A 19,082-nucleotide genomic window follows, 5' to 3' on the forward strand; every position below is an offset into this window, starting at 1 on the left:
CGCTCTAAAATAGTTGGTGCATCGTTCATAAACTTATGTATTAATCAATTATTGTTATTCCAAGCCCTTTCGGTATAACTCCAGCACCTAAAAAACTCTTTCTCATCAATTATTGAATGATAAACAGGTTCAAGAAAAGAAACAAGAGCATCCATCACATCCTGAAATGCAAGTTGCTCTTCAACCCCTAAACGACGCAGAAAAGCCTGCCACTGTTTTGTCCGACCTTTATTTCCAGCAAATTCTTCATGAAACAGAGGATGCTCTTTTTCAAATATTGTACCACGTTGTTGAAAGGTTTCGGACACTGCCTCGTAAAGAATTCGACCATCAAAGTTGTTCGTTGTTAACAGCGTATAAATATCATAAAAATCCTTCATTCGACTATTCATTACAGATAATGTAATCATGGCTTCAAATTTTTCTGAAATGACGGATTCCTTCGAGTAGGCTTGCACTTGTGGTGCTGCCATATCAAGTAGAACAGGATATTCAATAAGCTGCGGCTTAGGGACCACCACATCGCCAAATCCGATATCAAACTGCAAACTTTTTCTCATCCGCCCTAAAAGAACAGTTACTTTAATTCTTACGCCCTCATAATCAGCATCTTCTTTAATTCTCTCCGTTGTCAGTTCATCCAACTGAAATACAATACCATCCGTGGGAACAGCTATTGAGCAAATGGAGACAAACAACTCTCTTAATAAATCCAGTTCATTAGCAATCTGTCTGGCGAGAAAATCAACGTCTTTGGTTGGACGTGCCTTGAATCGAGTTTGTGAGAACAGAAACAACCCGCCCTTTAAAATGAATTTATCCCTGTACTCAGAAATGGATAAACGATATAAGAATCGCTCCTGAAAATAAAGCAACAGCAAGGTATCAAATGCTTTTCCTGATTTTTTTGCTATATTTTTCAAACGTTCAGAAACAGAGGCGGGGATATTTTTAATTTCACTCATCAGATCAGCACCTCCAGATACTTTTGCAAAACCGTTCGAATTCGTAGCTTATCAGCGTAGGAGACAAGCCTTGTTATATTCTTGTAGGGGGATTGAAGATAATTCCTCAGCCCTTCCTTCATCAAATCAATTCCAATCTTCTCACGATACCTCACCATATCACAAATTGTTTTCTCACGATCATAAATTTTAACTGCCGAGCCATCGATACAGACTTCATCAATTCCAATTTTGTATTGAACATCTGCCAAATAGATTACTTTAATAGGAGGATAGTCTGGAAGCTTGGGCTTTTTACCGCCACGATGAATAGCAATCTGATATTCCCATGGATTGTAAGTTGTCAGTTCATAGAAGGAGAGCGCAGAGAGAAGACATATCACCCCTTTGGGAACAAGTTTGGATACCTCAACCATTTCATTGGGCGGTTCATTAAATTGACCAGACTGTCGGTAAATCCCCTGCTTTACCCGTTCAATTTCACCAGCGGACTCCAGCTTTTTTATGTAGTAAGGAGATACGCCTGCTTCTATAAAATCTTTTGTTCGAGCAAAACCATGCTGTTCTTCAAATACTCGCATTGCAGCAACTACAATTTTCTCGTTCATACACTCACCACCATTCACATTTGAAAGAAAAAGGGCGTGCATTTCTTTCTTTATCTGGATCTGTTCAGAATTTTCTTTCCAAATTCATTCTAATCCATAACTATTCCATACCCTAATTTCAATCCCCTTTATTATTCACTAAAAACTCTGCACTTAGACGTAAGAGCAGAGCATAATCCTTTTTAGAAGCACAAGAATATTAGATGGCACTTCATTTTGTTGTCTGTATGGAAGACAAATATTCTGAGTTTATTGAAAGAAACATTCAAAGTAAATGCTGTGCTTGTAGTAGGAAGTGTTACCTCTGCAGATGCTGGAATGAGGAAGTTAGCAACATATTTAACAGAACATGCAGAAACATTATGTATTAGAGATCATGTAAAACAAACATGCCCCTGCAGCGGATGTTACCATCTGCGCAAAGGCACACTTGTTCATCTGTCTTAAGAACTACCGATTCATTCGGTTCATCATGCCATCGTTATTATTACGGTTCATCAGGCCATCGTCAAGGATGCCATCACGGTGATTCGTATCTGTTCCGTTCGTTGGGAAGATGCGCTCCACCATCGATTGGAACGTATCGATCATGCCACTAACGGGCTTACCGTTACGCATATCTGTGGCATAGTTCTCCACATGCTCCACAAAATCCGGATTGGCTGATACATATACATTCTCGATGTTCGGTGCAAACTGCTTGATTTTGGCTGAAATTTTACCCTTAATCTCAGCTGATGTGTTATCATCCGTGCTATCTACACGTTGTCCTTCACTTTTCATACCATAATGCCCACCGTCCGTCCCACGTGCTTTGCCGCTGTTCGTCAGACCACGCATCATACCAACCGCGCCTGTGCCCATCGTGCCATAGATGCCACGATCATTGCCCATATGGCTGCGATCCGTTGCTGAATTCGTGTTCAGTCCTGGAGCAATTCCGCTAGTGCTGTACGGAGACATTGTGCTTGTACCGCCATTCACACGCATACCACCCATATCATGATTCATGTTGCCCCCACGCATGGTATCACTGGCATGATTACGCATCGTTCCATTCAGCATGCTCGTACGGCCATTGGACTTGCTTTCTAACTTGCCTGCATGACCATCTGCCAAACGAACCGCTACATAAGCATTACGATCCGTTAACATGACACGGGCGGATTTAACTTCTTTCATCTCCGTGATGCGTTTTGCCAGCTCTTCACTGGATTTCAGGTCATTGACATTATGCATGCGATAACTTTTCGCACGAATACCGTCCATCCCATTGGACTCCACGCCATAACGGTTAATTCCGTTCGCTTGTTGACGAACACTTTGCGTGTGCATATTGTTGGTATCCCGATTCGTGCCACAACCTGTCAAACCGGCCATTACAAAGATCGCAGTAGATAATGATAACGTAATAGCTGTTGCCTTTTTGACTGCTGGCATGTACTCATCCTCCAATGTTTGTTGGTTTTGGTCACAAAGATAGGATGCGCTTCTGACCGTACCGATATGCTGAAAGGATATGGAACCTTACCCTGTAATTTTTGGTCTACTGGCATGTTCTTTGATCTTCGGGTTTTGATTCGAGGGCAGTGAGATATTTGCCTTTAAAACAAAAAAAACAGTGCTGCTTTGTTCGCAGCACTGCATCAAAATAATATTTACATCTCATCTCATCTCAATTAATATCACTTATCTTCTGCCCGGCTCATTTCCCGTCTGTTGAAGAGGATGTCGTTGCGTCATTTACAGAACTCGGTGTCTCTTCCGACGAAGTTGTTGATGCTTTAATGGTATCCGGGAATTTCTCGGCTTCCGTTAGACTCGTAGCATCCATGGCATATGCCCATTGACCATCCGGCGTAATGACCCAGATCTGATCCGATTCGGATGGCACCGTAAGCCCCCGATATACATCTCGAACTTGTTGCCCATTGACCGTCTCTTCAACAGACAGGGTGAATCGTGGAACCGAATTCTTTAGCTCGGACGCTTTACGCACATCATCTGCCGTCGACAGGTTTTTGATTTTGCCGATAAGAGATACGGCATCTGTGGCCTCAATCGTTTTTCCATTCAATGTCCAGGTCTGCTCTGCCGCTCCGTTCTCCGATGTTGATTTCAACATCCATGTAGCTGCTTCACCCTCCCACTCCAGAGACCCAACATTTGTCTCATCCATGTTAAAAGGTGTAGTGTCCAACAAATCACGACGAGACAAACCTATGCTGGTAATCGTCTCTGTCTGCACGGCAACCACAGGGCCCGAATCAACACGCACATAACGTGCATCATCTGCTGGAAGCTGGCCACCAATAGCCATTTTGATCTCCCGATTATCTTTGAGTTTGATATCCATACGTGTAGCATCTGTTCCTAATCCGTACTTATCCAGATCCGTCGGCGCTTCTTCCACCACCAGTTCCTGATTTGCACCACTCAGAGCATCCAGCCAGCTACTTACACTGTAACCGTTCAGAGGATAGGCTTTTGGCTCAACCATCTGCCATACGCCATTTTCAAGCGTCAGGGTCGAAGTTGCTGCTGCACCAGATGTCTCCTCCGTTATGTCATGTATTGTAATGGATTGGATATCCCCGGATTGAATACCGAGCAACTTGGCTTGCACCGCTTCTTCTTCTCGAAAATAATTTTGACTGTCCGCGTACACCCAGCCCACAATTAGTACGATGACCACCAGAATCGTTGGGACCCATTTTCTCATACTCGTCTTCGCCTCCACCATAAGAGTACACCGATGATAACAAAGATGAGTGGGAATGCTACAATAGCCACGAAGAAAATCGTTCTGGCCTGTTCGCCATTCAGGTATGCCGTCTCATACCCGGCTTGTACCCGTGGGCGAATCGTCAATCCATTTTCTTTCTCACTCAAGTAGTTTACCGTATTTAAAATAAAGTCCCGATTGCCGCCATTCGCAATTTCCGAATCCTGCATGAAAATGGACGAGCCCAGAATAACCGCCTTCGGTTTACCATCCGTCGTATCGGCTGCATACCCTAATTCAACGGGTCCCTGAATGTCCTCTTCGGCATCATTGGTTGTTTCATTCTGCAATAAACCGCCGATATTCGTCTCCCCATAACTGTCATTCGAAGAATGAATTAACGGTGAAAGGGTATATTTATCCTGTTCTTTGCTGGTCAGCGCAATCGACAACGACAACATCGGATACAATTGGCTTGCAGCAAGTTTGTCCGTAATTGCATGTGTACCATACTCCGGCACCACCCAGAGTGGCCCCATCGTACTGGCTTGCTGATTATCCACCATGACTGCATGCTCATCAACGACGCCATAATCAGCCATCAGAGCATCGATGTTTTTCCAACTGGATTTCATATCTTCCACAAATCCGAGGGATAATAACAGCTTGCCTCCATTACTCAGATACGTGCGAATGGCTTTCATTTCCGTATCACTGAGATCACGTTGTGGGCCAATAATGGCCAGCACATCTGCATCTTCGGGAACCTTTCCTGCTTGATTCAGCTGTAACTCTTCCGTCTGCACATTATTTTGTTCCAAGGAGGATTGCAGCGTAGTCATCTGAGCGAGATTCAGCTCTTCATGTCCAGTCAAAAAGACCATTTTGTGCATCTCCGTGGATGACATATTCATGAGCGCCTGCGTAAGTTTTTCCTCACCTGTGAATTGATATGATCCGTCACTGCCGTCACCTGTCGCGGTGAACAAACTGGCGATATCAATCACTTTGTGTTGATCTCCCTGCTCAAGCACAATGGAGCTGCCTGTTATGCCATATTTGGATGCAAGCGCAGGTTCCTGCGTCAGATTATACTGTTTTAGCTTCAACTTGCTATTGCGTTTCGTGTATTCCTTGACCATATCCGTGACCTCACGGTTCAGGACGGTGTTGTTGGCATTTTCGACGGTTAACACCAGAATGTTGACGTCATCCTTCACATTTTTGATCGCAGTAAGGGACTGGTCAGATAATGTGTATTGTTTGTTCGAGGTCAGATCCAGCTGGAAGCCGCCAAGTGAATTCAGGAACAGTGTTAGCAAAATAAAGATGCCAATCACCGCTACGGACAGCACGGTACTGTTGGTATGACTTAACCATTTTTTCATCTTCTCACCTCCACCGCTTCCGTTCCACAATTTGAATGCTTAACAGCAGAAACACACCCGAAAGGGTGACATAATACAAGATATCCGGCCCACTAAGCACACCTTTCATGAAGCTGTCGAATCGGTTAGTCAGGGCAAACGGGTCCAGCCACTGCTGTAAAGCAGAACCTGTATTGCCTGCGAATGAATCAAGCATCCACAAAACGAGCAAAATAATAAAACCCGCCACCGCAGACACCATCTGATGCTGGGATAATGTAGAAGCGAACAGTCCAATCGCCATCATACTTCCGCCCAGGAAAAATAACCCCAGCGCAGACATCCATACCGTCGTCATATCCAATGTCCCATAGAACGACATGATGAATGGGTACACCAGACTGCACAGGATGAGCACAACCAGAATGGCCAGAGAAGCAAGATATTTGCCAAAAATAATTTCTGATACACGTGCCGGAGAAGTCAGCAGCAATTCATCCGTTCCTTGTCTAAATTCCTCTGCAACCAGTCGCATTGTTAGCAATGGCACAACAAACAGCAGCATGGACAACGTGTCCCCCAACACAAGACGATAATCAACAATGCTCGGCTGGTAATATACAAAGCTTGAATAGAACAGCAGACTGGTCATCAGTACATATACGGCAAAAGCAAAATAGGACGTTGGTGACAGAAAATAAGCTTGTAGCTCTTTATTACATACCGCCATCATTCGTCTCATTTGGAGTCCTCCCCTTTGTGAGCTTGGGGCGAAGTATCGGCTGATGTTCCCGATATACTCGACGAGTCGATGTCCGAAGTTACGTCCTGATCCATCTCTGCCCCAGCAACCTTATCCACATCTGCCGAATTTGCGTCTGTGTCTGTTGCCTCGGTTGTGGTCAGCTTCAGGAAGATTTGCTCCAGACTCAGGTTCTCCTTCTTCATCTCCAGTATCGGTAATCCTGAACCTGACAAAAGGTAGAACAGCTCCTCTCGGAAATCTTCCGAGTTTTCTCCAGTAAGCAACATTTTAACCGTATTCGCCGAATCTGAATTAAGTGAAGTATCTTTGGCGGTATTCGCATCCGACGCTTGAATGACTTCACTCCGCACCTTCTCCCATGGTGTCAGCACATTATGTAATTGCTCCGCAGTGGCCTTCACTTCAATCGATACCTTGAACTGATCCCCCATTGCTGATCCGAAATGCTGAGGTGAACCATCCAGCACGAGCTGTCCCTGATTGATGATCAACATTCGATTACATAGCGTGCTCACTTCAGGCAAAATATGCGTACTGAGCAGCACCGTATGGTTCTCCCCCAGTTCTCGAATCAGATCTCTGATCTCAATAATCTGATTTGGATCAAGGCCCGATGTTGGCTCATCCAGAACCAGCAGATCCGGCTTGTGAATAATGGCTCCTGCTAGCCCGAGGCGTTGCTTGTATCCTTTGGATAACCCACGTACCATTTGCCTTTCCCGACCCTGAAGTCCCAGTCTGCTAACCATCTCACTGACCCGCAGCTTAACCTCACGTGCCGGGACATCTCGCAAATTGGCTACGAATTTAAGATAGGACTGCACCGTCATATCCGGATACAGTGGCGGCGTTTCAGGCAGATACCCAATCTTGGAACGAACACGCTGACCCTGCTCATGCACCGATACTCCATCCACCATAATGGAACCCGCGGATGGATGCACATAACCCGTAATCATACGCATCGTTGTTGTTTTTCCGGCACCATTGGGTCCGAGAAAGCCAACAATCTCACCACGTTCCATGGTGAAATCCAGTTGATGTACGCCGCGTTGCCCTTCGTAAACTTTGCTGACCTGTTTCACTTCGAGCACATCATTCATCCTTTCCCGTTAAAATACCCGTGCACCATCGTTCGTTATATAAATTCAACTGAAAATATTTACACTTTCACTCCGATGGCAGAATAACCTTCCGATCACTGTTATCCCCAGATTTTTTTGATTCCTTCATTCAGAAGGAAAAATCCGGTGATAAAGGTGAACGCTTCGCTTCTTCAAGTTATTTCTGCCCTCTCCGTTATCGTGTAAATGTTATGTTGAACTTATGTAATAGATGATAGACACGGGAAGTTCCTTGTATATTACGTGAGCTATCCTAGCCTCAGCTTAATGATACTTAAAAGGCAGCTTAAAATTTTTTGTCCAAAATGTGAACAATCCAAGTAACACCCACACCCTGCGCTTACAGCCAACGTAACATAGAGTACAGGAGAATGTGCTCCTGACCAAAAGTCAGAGGGTGAATCGTGTGAAAGTATTATTCACGTTTTATGTTCCGAGCGGTGGCGTGGATACGTTAAATCGACTGCGCACCGCTGTTCTGAAACGCCATGGCATTGAAGCGCACCTATTGTATCTCAGCACAGGCTCGGGATTGCAGAACAACAGTGATACACCCATTTTCACCGCGTCCAGTGACGAGGATATCCATCATATCATCCATACTCATCATTATGATGCCATCATTGCCACTTCAGACATCGCTATGCCCGGCCGCTTGAGAGGACTTGGTTATACCGGACGAATTATTTTTGAAGCGCAGGGACTCGGAACACGCGATCAGGCTCTGGAAACGATACAGATGGGTGTCCCTTACCTTCAAGCCCATTGCGATGCTGCCGTTATACCTCCCACAGACCACCTGCTGGATATGTTCATTCATATCTGTCCTTGGCTTCATCGGTTTGTTATTCCCAATATGCTGGATACCGACACCTTCGCACCAATCTTGGTGGATACCCCACCCTATCCGGTGCTGGCTTGGGTAGGACGACTTGAACACAACAAAAACTGGCGTGAATATTTAATCATATCGAGTGAACTCGTCAAAAAAAATCCAAAAGCCAGACTATGGTTGTTCCACGATCCAACTTTGGCTAATCCAGAAGATGAAGTCATGTTCCGGCACATGCTGGCAGAATACGGGCTTGAAGATAAGATTGGCATCTTTATCAATGTTCCCCATTCTCAGATGCCTATCTACTATTCCATGATCGCGGCTTCAGGAGGTATCATGTTGTCCACTTCTCTGCTTGAAGGATTCGGTTATGCCGTCGCTGAAGCCATCTCTTGTGGCTGCCCTGTACTCAGTACGGATTCGGACGGTGTGCGTTCATTTATCACACATAATAAGACTGGAAAGTTTTATCCGATTGGCGATGTTAAGGCAGCTGTAGCCGAAGCAAAGGACCTCATGAAAAACAAGAAACTGCGTGAGTATATTCGCATTCAGGGCAGACAGCATATGAGCTTGTCTTTTTCACCAGATCGATATGCCATTTCTTTCCGTGAAATGATGACAGCACTGCGAATTTTCCATTGATCATAGCAAAAAAGGCAGTTCAGCAAAATTTCTCTGAACTGCCCTATTATGGTTTTTATAGAATCTTAGTGTCCCATCATCATCGCGGGATCAGGCTTGTCGCCATTTTGAAGTTCTTCTTCCGGCATCGGTTTTGGTTTGCGCAGAATCAGACTGAGCAAACATCCGAACAATGCAATACAAGCGGCCAGGAAGAACGTATCATTGAAACCAGCCACCAAACCATGAACGATAGCGGTCGGCTCTGTACTCGTTGTATTGTCTGCGATTCTTGAAGTAAGGAAACCTGTAAGCCCTGCAACCGCAAAGGACACGACCACTTGCTGTGCAGCGGCCGTGAGCGGTGTAACCCGTCCAACCAACTTACGCGGAGCAGCATTCAATACATGCGTATTGAGTGGCATCATGGACAAGCCCATACCCAGACCCATCATGACCAGAGCCGTTATAATCAGGCCAAGACCTGTCTCTGCCGTAATAGAGGACAGAATAAACAATGCTCCCGAGATAATACCCAGACCCACGAAGGCCAGAGGTCTAGCACCGATTTTATCAAACAACCGACCACCGAGCGGCATACCCACTCCGGAAGCCAACGCCTGTGGAAGCAGAATCAATCCAGTTTCCAATGCAGTGTACCCTTTGATCTGCTGCAGATAAAGCGGGATCAGGATCATCGCACCGAACAGCGCCACTTGTGACACCCATGCGAGAATAATTCCCCGTGAGAAATCAGATGATTTGAATACCCGGAGTTCGAGCAATGGATTTTGATGGCGAAGCTCCACAATAATGAACAAAATGAGCGCTACACCACCCACAATGACACCCGTCAAAGTTGTTGCAGACGTCCAGCTCGTTCCACCCTCACTCACACCGTAAGCGAGCATCGAGAACGCAATTGGCGCCAGAATCATGCCGAGCAGATCTAGTGCAGGTGTGCGTCCACGATCTGTATCAGGCAGAAACTTGATACATAGGATGAAAGCTGCAATACCAATGGGCAAGTTAATCAGGAAGATCCAGTGCCAGCTCAGTGATTCAATAAACCACCCGGACAACACCGGACCCAATGCAGGGGCAAGCAGCATCGGAATTCCCAGCATCCCCATGATGGAACCTCTTCGCTCAGGAGGAGCCAGACGAAAGACCATTGCCATACCAATAGGAGCAACCATGCCTCCACCAAGGCCTTGAATGATACGGTAAATGATCAATTGCTCAGGCGATTGGGCGATCGAGCATAATACAGAACCCAAGGTAAACATGGCAATGGTGAACAGGAACACTCTTTTGGCACCAAAACGGTCCGTTAACCAGCCTGCCAGTGGAATAACTGCAGATAAAGCCAAGGTGTAGCCCGTAACCGTCCATTGGATCGTTTTAAGATCCGTCTCAAAATATTGAACCAGATTCGGAATGGCCACGTTCACCACCGTGCTGTCCAGAATAACCATAATCATTCCGACGATAATTGCCAGGAGTGGCAGTATAATGGCTTTAAGCGAAAACTCTGCCGGCTCCTGGGGTACTGCTGTTTGTTCTTTCACGTTCTCCACACTCTTTTCCAGCCAGTAGATCGCAGGCTTATCCATGCGTCTCACTCAGCCTATATTGACGACTAATTTCAAACTATCGTTTTAAATCGTCGTTTTAAACTTTCGTTTAATACTGATCTAATTCTAATGAAAATACCTTTGCTGTCAAGCTATTTTTTTCAGACAATTCTACTATGGATGCACCACAAAAAAATGGAACAGGCACCTTCCCTGCTCCACACGTTGGTTAATCATGACTATGCAATGATGTCCATATCAGTCTGCAAGCTTCATCATCTGATATTCTGACAGTATGCCCAATGTCTGACCGTGAATACTTCTGCAATATATTCGAATAACCAGATGATTCGGTGAAGAACTGTTGCTGATGACCCTAAGTTCATAAGGCTCGGATGACACATCCAGATTATGAATGACCTGATTACCGCCCGCTCCCCCTGAATTTGACATTAGGTGAAAAAGGTGTCGGTACAGTTCTCCGTGCATACTGGTTCCACCAACAAATACATCCGTCCCTTCCTCGCCGCCCACATAGGCCAACTCCACATCCATGTACTTGACGGGAACAAATGTCTGTAACAGATTCTCATGAATTTCAAGTAAATATACCGCCACTGTAGATCCCTCCTTCGGAGCACATGAACCTTCCTGTACATAGGATATGCTTCCTCTCGTCCATTGCCATTTGCATTCACCCATTTTCGACCAATTACACGGAAATGCCCGACCTTCCGGTCCTCTTTTTTCATAGAATAAAAGGATAGAAGCTCGGCCGGTGCAGGCCGTGACAAGGAGGTCGCTATGAAAGTTCTGCTCGTTACGTATTGGGAGCTTACACATATGGGAGGCATATGGACATATGTTAAACAACTGGCCGACAGGCTAATCGCACTTGGTGTAGAGGTTGATATCATGGGCACAAATGGTGCCAATAACGAAGTATATGTTCGTAATCTGAACCGCGCTTTCTCCAAGGATAAGGTGTGGCCCATGCTGCAAGCCAAACTCAATCCGACTGATCTGCCACAATTCACTGCCGATCCTCTTCTCGCTTATTATGAACTGAATAGATATGCCTTCGAGATGGCGGCCGCTTATCTGGGGGTGGACCACTATGATGTTATTCATGCGCAAGATCCGGTAGCTGCCGTAGCCATAAAACGCATCTTGAACCGCAGTATCCCACTGGTTACAAGCTATCATGGCGCTCTTGCACGCGAAGCCTTTTACGATGCTCAAAATTCCAACCCACAGCTTACTCTCCCTTCATATTTGCAATCCAAGCGTGGACGTTATTTTCTCTCATTGGAAGAACGAAGTGCAGCACAGTCCGAGCTCATTCTCGTGTCAAGCCACTGGATCAAGAGTACGCTTACAGAGCTTGCCGTTCCTGAATCAAAGTTCAGACAGATTCCCTATGCTGTAGATCTGCCAGCCTACCGTGCCTCAGCAGCTGTGAAGTTCCGCCAGCGACCACCTGCGGGCAAGAAAGTCATTGCCTTTACCGGACGACTTGAATACATCAAGGGCGTTCATGTGTTAATCAAGGCCTTAGCCAGTCTGAAAAATAAACGTTCCGATTGGGTCTGCTGGATCGCAGGAGAGGGCAATCTAACCGATGAATTGCGAGCACAGGCCGCGTCAACGGGTATTGGAGCGGATGTTGTGTTCTGGGGCAAGTTGGACAATATTCCTTCCTTCCTGCGCCATGCAGACATATATGTCCAACCCAGTCTGCAGGACACCCAGCCGTTCTCCGTTACCGAAGCGCAACTGGCGGGTGTACCTGTTATCGTCAGTGGTACAGCCGGCATGCCCGAGATGGTTGAACCTGGACGTACGGGATGGGTTGTTCCTCCGCAGGATGTCGACTCGCTCCGTGAACTGTTGAATGCACTACTTGAGGATGATGTTACCCGAAGAACAGTGGGTGCGGCGGCGAAAGCTTGGGCTGAACAACACCGTTCACTGGAAGTGATGGGATTGCGTACATTTCAAGTCTACCAAGAAGCCATCTACAGAGGAGGACATACGATATGACGTTACTTGTACCGAGTGATCTATACAACCGCTGGTTTTCGACTCCAGTTTCCACACCTCACATCAACGTGGATTACGCTGTAATGAATGAATTGATGAAGAAGCTGCCTAAAGGATATGTATTTCCCGATCCTGCATCCATGGCGATCATGAATTCAAAAGATTAAGTCGTCCAATGACATACCGTCTTCATATAATATGCCGAAATATCAAACAAGGGGTGTCCCATCTGTCATATGAATGACTGAGGACACCCCTTTCTCGCTTCATATGTGTTCTAACGGACCGAGAACACGCTATTACAGATCTCTCTAATCTGTCGCCAACTTGGAATACATACTCAGATCACTGAACGTTTCGCCTACCCTCTCGTATGCTCTGAGAGTGCCTTCATATGTGAAATTGAGCTTTTGTAATAGCTTGATAGAATTCACATTACTGGGGTCAACCTTTGCTTCCATTCGATTCAGCTTCATAGTTGAGAATGCATGAGCTAACAAAGAAGAGATCGCTTCCGTAGCATATCCTTTCCCCCAGTGTGATCTGGCAATGTCATACCCAATTTCTGCTTTAAGATTGTCAAAATCCAGTGAATTATAACCACAGGAACCTATGATTTCGTTGGACTCTTGCGCAAAGATAGAGAACCGAATGGCCTTGTTTTCCTGAGAAAGATCATTCAGAAGATTAATCATGGCTATAGCTTGATTTTCATCTGTAAAATGAGTGATATTCATAAATCTAGTCACATCCGGATCAGACCAAACCTTAAACAAGCTGGCCGCATCCGATACGTTCATTTTTCGCAAATATAACCGTTCTGTGTGTAACTCTGTAATCAATACTCTTACCTCCATTAGTTTATTAATAGTTGGGTTTAAGATATTGATATCTGCGCATAGTCCAGTCCCTTCCGTGTATGAATCATTTCATTATACAGAGACTTCAGCAATCGTTCACCCTTTCTGTCCACGTATCTGTCCATAGAGCAAAAAAAGAGCTTACCACTTATAACACTTAAAAAGTGCTTCATAAGGGTGCTCTCCTGTCCATTTAACATCTATTCCATTCAGCCATCATTGCCAAATCCATCTACTTCCAATACCCGCCAACCTGAAGCAAATTGAGTAAAATAGGTCTATGCTTCTCTTGAACTTTTTCCATCTCGGCAACCAGTGCCTTGAAGTGACGTTTGGTTCCCATTGACTCATGCAATCGGTAACACATCAGAGGTTCATTGTAGTAGAACAGCTCATACATTGGAAACAGCCTCATCCACATCTCATAGTCATGGGTGTAGCGAAAATCAGTGTCGAACAGTCCGAACCGCTCAAATGCTTCCATCTCTAACATGACAGTACAGCCGTTGATCGGACAACCTTCCAGCAGTACCTGCAACATCTCCAGACGACTTCCCACTTCCGGATGCACCGTATCCAACCATTCACTCTTCTCATTCACATAATGGTAGGCACCATGACAGAATGAAGCCTTGACCTCTCGCATAAACTTCAGTTGTTTCTCCACCCGATCCAGTAGCATCACATCATCCGAGCTAAGCCAGACAAAGTAATCCCCTGTTGCCTGCTTGATGCCCTCATTTAATGCCGTCGCGGTTCCACCGTTTTCTTTGCGAATATAGTGGATGGAACCCATGAATGGCTGTAGCCGCTCCACGTGCTCGGTTGACCCATCATCCACCACGATGACTTCGATATGCGGATACGTCTGGTGAATGGCACTGTGAACAGCCTGCTCGATATAAGCACAATTGTAAAAAGGAATGACGATTGATACTTTTGGCTCCATTCGGGCCTTCCCCTCCTCTTACTGTCTTAGGGTAAAATTCTGCGCAAAGAGGGCGTTAATCAGCCATCTTTTGGCTTTCTTAACTGCCCTCCCTACGCTACCCGCCAAGCGTCGCTATTCGCTGCAACAGCGGTTCCCGATATCTGGACCATACCATGGATGCCTCTCTGCCGATGACATCCGCATGACGTACCGATCCCATTCCACCATGCCACCGATAGGCAGTAAGCGGTTCATTCAGGTATGGGAACCGATGACCGTTCAGTACAATACGCATCCAGAGATCCAGATCATGGGTGTAGGGAAGAAGTTCATCGAACAGCCCCACTCCGCTAAAGAGATCCTTGCGGATCATGACCGTGCAGCCATTCACCGGATTGCCGTTAACAAGCCGTCGTAGTAAATCCATATCCGACATCGGTTCAGGCCCACCATGCATTCTGGTAACTGCCGAATGCTCGTTGATATAGTGAAAGTTGGTATGTGAGACGAGCACATTCTCACGCTGCATAAACTCTAGCTGATAACGGATTTTATCCGGGTACAGATAATCATCCGAACTGAGCCAGGCTACATAATCACCAGAGGCATGGCGGATGCCATGATTAAGTGCCGAAGCCGTCCCGCCATTGCTTTTGCCAAGCACATGAATATAAGGAAGATAGGGTTGAAGCAACTCTGCATGCCGGGTTGAACCGTCATTCACAACAACGATTTCCACATCGGGATACGTCTGGTTCAACGCACTCTGAATCGCCTGAGGCACATAAGGGCAGTTATAGAATGGAATGACAATGGATACTCTCGGATTCAACTTGTCGTCCTCCCTTGCTGGACACGAACATCACTCAGGATATCCTGAAGCGATGTGGCAAATGGAATCATCGGCTGCCAACCAAGCTTGCGCAACAGTGATAATTCCTCCTGTTTCCCCGAACCATCCGGACCAGAAGATGCCCCATCCCAGCGAACAGGAACTTCCGCTTCTGTCATGGACAACAGCAGATCTGCAATTTCACCAAGACTGTGCTCGACTCCAGACACCACCGGGTATACTGTACCGCTGGACCCGTGTACCAGGAGGGTCGCATACGCTCTGACGGCATCCCGCACATCCAGAAAGTCACGGGTATTATCCCGTCCGGACAGACGGAATGCCTCGGTTTTGCCCGCCTGCTCACAGGCAACAACATGGCGTGCAAGCAGTGAACAGATGCCTGTGGAAGGACCCGCACCAATCAGATTGCCTGGCTCCGCCAGCATGATCTGTTGTCCGAAGAGCGACATCCACGACAAGGACACCATCTCTTCCAGCGCTTTACTGAGGCTGTATGGATGCGGTGGCTGGGGAATCCGGCCAGGTTCCGGCGTATATTTTAACCTCGATCCTACAATAACGGTTCGTGCTGTCGGACAATTGCGAAGCGCATCCAGCAGATACAGCACGGCCATCACATTGGTCTCTAGGACCAGTAGCGGATCAGACCACGAATCAGGCACGGAATTTTTGCCAGCGAGATGCAGCACATAGTCGGGCTGCACCTCGCCGATCAGATGACGTACTTGCTGTTTATCGTTCAGATCACAGACATGGACTTGTGCACCTTTACCGAATGAATACACATCCGGCCTCCGGACTACCGCTGCAACCACTGCACCCGCTTCCCGAAAATAAGATACGGCATGTCGCCCGGTAAAACCGGAGGCGCCTGTAATCAGTACTTTCTTGCCTCTCAGCTCTGCTCCATCCATAATGCCAACTCCTTCAGCATTGTAGAATAATCCGGCAGGTCTGTCTTCACATCCTCGCGAGTGGACACCAGCGTACGGTCCTGCACTACACTGTCATCACGCACAATCGTCACATCCTGCTTATCCCAGGTCTGCTTGAACAATACAAGCAGGTCATGCTTGCTGACAGGTGCCGGATGAGCTAAGTGGATCAGACCACTAACCGATGAGGCCAGGTAATGGTCTACCCATTTGGCCAGCTCAAGTGTGGTCACACCGTTCCAAAATACGCGGGTATACCCCCCGACTTCACCTGTGCTGGACATAAACCATTGCATCAGACCAATGCCGCCCTGGCGAATCTCGGGTCCAATGATGGACGTACGGATCGTCAGATGACCTTCATCCTGAACTTCGCCAAGTGCTTTGGTGATGGCGTAAGCTGAAGTCCCATCCGTAACATCATCTTCCCGATATGCTCCCCGTTCTCCACTGAACACACAGTCCGTGCTGATATGAATCAGGCGTGCACCAATCGTATCTGCAACCCGCCGCAGACGATGTGGCAGGAAACCGTTAATATGATATGCAGTAATTTTGTCCTCATCTGCGAAGTTGTTCAACACACCTACAGCATTAATAATCACATCCGGGTGCACAGCTTCTACCAATCGATCAACCATGAAGCTGTCGTTCACATCCAGGAGCAGACCATTGGGGTCCGTTACATCCCGAGATGTGTAGAAGACGCTGTGTACACCTTGACGGCGGAAATAGTCGACCAAAATATGGCCGGCCATTCCGTTTCCACCAAGTATCAGCAGTTTCATGACAAGAATCCTCCGCGTTTCAGAATTTCACGAATCTCCTCTTTGGTCATGAGTTGGTGTTCAGAACTGAAACTGTTAAAGGAGACCGGGGGACAATTGGTATAATGTTCACGCAGACCCGGTATGCCCAGGGTAGGAAGAATAACCAGGTACTGCTCATCGTAAACAACGGTCGTCATGCTCTCGAATTCACTCATCAATATTTCATGGATTTTCTCCCCTGGACGAATGCCACGTTCCACAATGCTCACATTCTCCACACCGGAATCCTCAATCAGTACTTCCGCGAGATCAACGATTTTGCAGGTAGGCATCGTCATGACAAAGATCTCTCCGCCGACACTTTCCACCGAAGCTTTGAACAGCAAGGTAATTGCATCCTTCAGCGTAAGAAAGAATCGAGTCATACTCATATCCGTAATGGAGACCTGCCCTTTCTGGCGGATCTGATTCTTGAACAGATGTACCACACTTCCATTTGTTCCCAGTACATTTCCACCCCGTACCGTAACAAACTTGGTATCGCTGTGTAACAAGTTTGCATATACAATTAATTTCTCGCCGATCGCTTTTGTCATGCCATAGAAGTTGGACGGATTGGCAGCCTTGTCAGTCGAGATATAGATTACTTTTTCCACCTTGTTCTCAATAGCGGCCTCAATTACGTTCTGTGTACCAATCACATTGGTTTTGAGTGCTTCGTACGGTTGGTCTTCACACACCGGAACATGCTTGAGCGCTGCCAGATGAAATACATAGTCCACATGCTGGCAAGCCGCCGTCAAAGCGTCCTTGTCACGAATATCTCCAATCCGGAAATGAAGACGTGGGTCTTCAAATTCACGACTCATACCCACTTGGCTGGACTCGTTCCGGGAATATACAATAATTTCTTTGGGCTGCTGGGGCAGCAGTTGAGCCACAAGTTCATAACCCCATGATCCCGTACCACCAGTCACGAGTATACGCTTATTTTCAAACATGCATTTTCCCTCCAAGCAGAAATTTAACCACTTTGCTGGATACATCTGTGGCTTTGTAACCTTGCGGGCAATCCCAATCGCTAGACATCGTTGTCATGACTTTCACGCAATCAGCGATGCGCGCGGCATCCAGACCGGAGACCACATTGCTGCCGCAATCCACCGTTTCCGGCCGCTCGGTAGTTCGACGCATCGTTACGGTCGGCACGCCCATAATACAACACTCCTCCTGTACGGTACCGCTATCCGTAAGTGCACAGCGTGCATGGCGTTCAAGCATTACAAAGTCGAAGAATCCAAACGGCTCGTGAAACTCCACCAGCGGGTTCATCTCCAGATGCAGATGCTCCGCAATCCGGATCGCTGTACGCGGATGAATACTGCAGATTACACGCAATCCGTGTTCTTCTGCGACCTGGTTCAGTCCTTTCATAATCTCCAGCAAATGAGGGGCATGATCCACATTCTCGGCTCGATGGGCAGTAACCAAGAAGTATTGCCCGGACTTCAGCTTGAGCTTCTTGAGTATTTTGCTGGAACTTACTTGCGCGTCGTAGTGCTGCATGACTTCATAGATGGGATTGCCCGTTAGCACGATACGCCTGCTTGGTACCCCTTCGCTGATCAAATGTTTCTTGCTCTGTTCCGTGTAAGGCATATTAACGGTGGAGATGGCATCAATAACCTTACGATTTTTCTCCTCAGGCACATCCAGGTCGAAGCAACGATTGCCTGCTTCCATATGAATAACAGGAACACCCATGCGCTCAGCCAATACGGCACATAATGCGCTATTGGTATCACCGAGCAGCAACAATTTATCGGGTTTCTCCTGCAATATGAGATCTTCCATCTGCGTAAACATCGAGGATAACTGTCGTCCCAGAGAGGCCGCTTCATCCTGAAGAACGTAATCCGGTGCGCGCAGGCCCATTTCCTTGAAAAAGAGACCGCTGAGACTTTCCGTGAAGTTCTGTCCCGTGTGCACCAGAATATGTTGGGACGCGTACTGGTCCAGCTTGGAGATGATCAGGCTGAGCCGTATGATCTCAGGTCTCGTACCCAGCACCGTCATGATCTTCATCGTAATCCCTG

The 19,082-nt window shown here is 46.8% G+C and carries 19 protein-coding genes; 3 read left to right on the forward strand and 16 right to left on the reverse strand.

All coding sequences use genetic code 11. The features are described from left to right. Nucleotides 1-44: 44 nt before the first annotated feature. The 7 genes from J2Z28_RS24265 to J2Z28_RS24295 form a co-directional block, all read right to left on the reverse strand. Complete coding sequence (locus tag J2Z28_RS24265) at nucleotides 45-965, reverse strand: nucleotidyl transferase AbiEii/AbiGii toxin family protein (RefSeq protein WP_211084608.1); 921 nt, start codon at nucleotides 963-965, stop codon at nucleotides 45-47. After that, nucleotides 965-1,573, reverse strand: coding sequence for a type IV toxin-antitoxin system AbiEi family antitoxin domain-containing protein (locus tag J2Z28_RS24270; RefSeq protein ID WP_211084609.1), 609 nt, complete (start codon nucleotides 1,571-1,573; stop codon nucleotides 965-967). The genes J2Z28_RS24265 and J2Z28_RS24270 overlap by 1 nt, the downstream gene beginning before the upstream one ends. A 450-nt stretch (nucleotides 1,574-2,023) precedes the next feature. Next, nucleotides 2,024-3,013, reverse strand: coding sequence for a YhcN/YlaJ family sporulation lipoprotein (locus J2Z28_RS24275; RefSeq protein WP_211084610.1), 990 nt, complete (start codon nucleotides 3,011-3,013; stop codon nucleotides 2,024-2,026). Nucleotides 3,014-3,278: 265 nt separating this feature from the next. Next, on the reverse strand, nucleotides 3,279-4,295 hold the full coding sequence (locus J2Z28_RS24280) for a DUF4340 domain-containing protein (protein ID WP_211084611.1): 1,017 nt from the start codon (nucleotides 4,293-4,295) through the stop codon (nucleotides 3,279-3,281). Continuing rightward, complete coding sequence (locus J2Z28_RS24285; RefSeq protein WP_211084612.1) at nucleotides 4,292-5,686, reverse strand: GldG family protein; 1,395 nt, start codon at nucleotides 5,684-5,686, stop codon at nucleotides 4,292-4,294. The genes J2Z28_RS24280 and J2Z28_RS24285 overlap by 4 nt, the downstream gene beginning before the upstream one ends. A 4-nt stretch (nucleotides 5,687-5,690) precedes the next feature. Then, a complete protein-coding gene (locus J2Z28_RS24290; protein WP_211084613.1) occupies nucleotides 5,691-6,407 on the reverse strand; it encodes an ABC transporter permease subunit in 717 nt (238 codons plus the stop codon). Further along, the gene (locus tag J2Z28_RS24295) at nucleotides 6,404-7,525 is read right to left on the reverse strand and encodes an ABC transporter ATP-binding protein (protein WP_211084614.1); all 1,122 of its coding nucleotides are present in this window, start codon (nucleotides 7,523-7,525) and stop codon (nucleotides 6,404-6,406) included. Before J2Z28_RS24295 ends, J2Z28_RS24290 begins: the two co-directional genes overlap by 4 nt. Before the next feature lie 436 nt (nucleotides 7,526-7,961). Here J2Z28_RS24295 and J2Z28_RS24300 point away from each other — a divergent pair, with 436 nt between their 5' ends. After that, nucleotides 7,962-9,035, forward strand: coding sequence for a glycosyltransferase family 4 protein (locus J2Z28_RS24300; RefSeq protein WP_342357547.1), 1,074 nt, complete (start codon nucleotides 7,962-7,964; stop codon nucleotides 9,033-9,035). A gap of 65 nt (nucleotides 9,036-9,100) precedes the next feature. Here J2Z28_RS24300 and J2Z28_RS24305 read toward each other — a convergent pair whose 3' ends face one another. Then, complete coding sequence (locus J2Z28_RS24305) at nucleotides 9,101-10,630, reverse strand: DHA2 family efflux MFS transporter permease subunit (protein WP_235193922.1); 1,530 nt, start codon at nucleotides 10,628-10,630, stop codon at nucleotides 9,101-9,103. 219 nt (nucleotides 10,631-10,849) lie between these two features. Further along, the gene (locus J2Z28_RS24310) at nucleotides 10,850-11,209 is read right to left on the reverse strand and encodes a hypothetical protein (RefSeq protein ID WP_211084616.1); all 360 of its coding nucleotides are present in this window, start codon (nucleotides 11,207-11,209) and stop codon (nucleotides 10,850-10,852) included. Nucleotides 11,210-11,395: 186 nt separating this feature from the next. On the opposite strand from J2Z28_RS24310, the gene J2Z28_RS24315 reads away from it, so the two are divergent. Both J2Z28_RS24315 and J2Z28_RS24320 read left to right on the forward strand, forming a co-directional pair. Continuing rightward, nucleotides 11,396-12,634, forward strand: a complete 1,239-nt coding sequence (locus tag J2Z28_RS24315; protein ID WP_211084617.1) for a glycosyltransferase family 4 protein — start codon at nucleotides 11,396-11,398, stop codon at nucleotides 12,632-12,634. Further along, nucleotides 12,631-12,801: a hypothetical protein gene (locus J2Z28_RS24320; RefSeq protein WP_211084618.1), complete on the forward strand. Its 171-nt coding sequence runs from the start codon at nucleotides 12,631-12,633 to the stop codon at nucleotides 12,799-12,801. The genes J2Z28_RS24315 and J2Z28_RS24320 overlap by 4 nt, the downstream gene beginning before the upstream one ends. 144 nt (nucleotides 12,802-12,945) lie before the next feature. Here the strand turns inward: J2Z28_RS24320 and J2Z28_RS24325 are convergent, their stop codons facing one another. The 7 genes from J2Z28_RS24325 to wecB form a co-directional block, all read right to left on the reverse strand. Next, a complete protein-coding gene (locus tag J2Z28_RS24325) occupies nucleotides 12,946-13,476 on the reverse strand; it encodes a GNAT family N-acetyltransferase (protein WP_211084619.1) in 531 nt (176 codons plus the stop codon). A 250-nt stretch (nucleotides 13,477-13,726) separates the two neighbouring features. Beyond that, nucleotides 13,727-14,443, reverse strand: coding sequence for a glycosyltransferase (locus J2Z28_RS24330; protein WP_211084620.1), 717 nt, complete (start codon nucleotides 14,441-14,443; stop codon nucleotides 13,727-13,729). A gap of 97 nt (nucleotides 14,444-14,540) precedes the next feature. Further along, complete coding sequence (locus J2Z28_RS24335) at nucleotides 14,541-15,257, reverse strand: glycosyltransferase (RefSeq protein WP_211084621.1); 717 nt, start codon at nucleotides 15,255-15,257, stop codon at nucleotides 14,541-14,543. Next, entirely contained in the window at nucleotides 15,254-16,195 is a 942-nt protein-coding gene (locus J2Z28_RS24340) for an NAD-dependent epimerase/dehydratase family protein (RefSeq protein WP_211084622.1), read from the reverse strand. The genes J2Z28_RS24335 and J2Z28_RS24340 overlap by 4 nt, the downstream gene beginning before the upstream one ends. Continuing rightward, complete coding sequence (locus J2Z28_RS24345) at nucleotides 16,177-17,004, reverse strand: dTDP-4-dehydrorhamnose reductase family protein (protein WP_036605842.1); 828 nt, start codon at nucleotides 17,002-17,004, stop codon at nucleotides 16,177-16,179. The genes J2Z28_RS24340 and J2Z28_RS24345 overlap by 19 nt, the downstream gene beginning before the upstream one ends. Continuing rightward, nucleotides 17,001-17,987: a polysaccharide biosynthesis protein gene (locus J2Z28_RS24350; protein WP_211084623.1), complete on the reverse strand. Its 987-nt coding sequence runs from the start codon at nucleotides 17,985-17,987 to the stop codon at nucleotides 17,001-17,003. Before J2Z28_RS24350 ends, J2Z28_RS24345 begins: the two co-directional genes overlap by 4 nt. Further along, complete coding sequence (gene wecB / locus J2Z28_RS24355) at nucleotides 17,980-19,071, reverse strand: non-hydrolyzing UDP-N-acetylglucosamine 2-epimerase (protein ID WP_211084624.1); 1,092 nt, start codon at nucleotides 19,069-19,071, stop codon at nucleotides 17,980-17,982. Before wecB ends, J2Z28_RS24350 begins: the two co-directional genes overlap by 8 nt. Nucleotides 19,072-19,082: the final 11 nt, after the last annotated feature.

The organism is Paenibacillus xylanexedens (genome assembly GCF_017874615.1).
Lineage (GTDB): Bacteria > Bacillota > Bacilli > Paenibacillales > Paenibacillaceae > Paenibacillus > Paenibacillus xylanexedens.